At 39.0% G+C, this 267-nt stretch carries 1 protein-coding gene; it reads left to right on the top strand.

From position 1 onward, the window contains the following. A partial coding sequence (gene yidD, locus SB775_RS30135) for a membrane protein insertion efficiency factor YidD (RefSeq protein ID WP_410864919.1) occupies positions 1–209 on the top strand: 209 nt, incomplete at its 5' end. Positions 210–267: the final 58 nt, after the last annotated feature.

The raw sequence follows: 267 nt of genomic DNA, 5'->3' as shown, positions 1-267 counted from the left end.
GCTTTTATCAAAAGTTCATTTCTCCGATGACACCGCCAACGTGCCGCTTTCATCCGACTTGCTCTCATTATGGATTAGAAGCGTTTCAAAAACACGGTGCCTTCAAAGGATTTTGGCTTACATGTAAGCGTATATTAAAATGTCACCCTTTCCATCCAGGAGGATTTGATCCTGTCCCAGATAAAAAGGATGACAAAGTAAATTCTTAATTGTCGTAACCATTCACAACTAAATCTAATTTTCCTGTGTCAGGATCTATAACAAGAC

The organism is Peribacillus sp. SIMBA_075 (genome assembly GCF_046534585.1).
The sequence above is the reverse complement of the archived record's forward strand: the minus strand, read 5'-3'. Positions and strand labels throughout refer to the sequence as shown.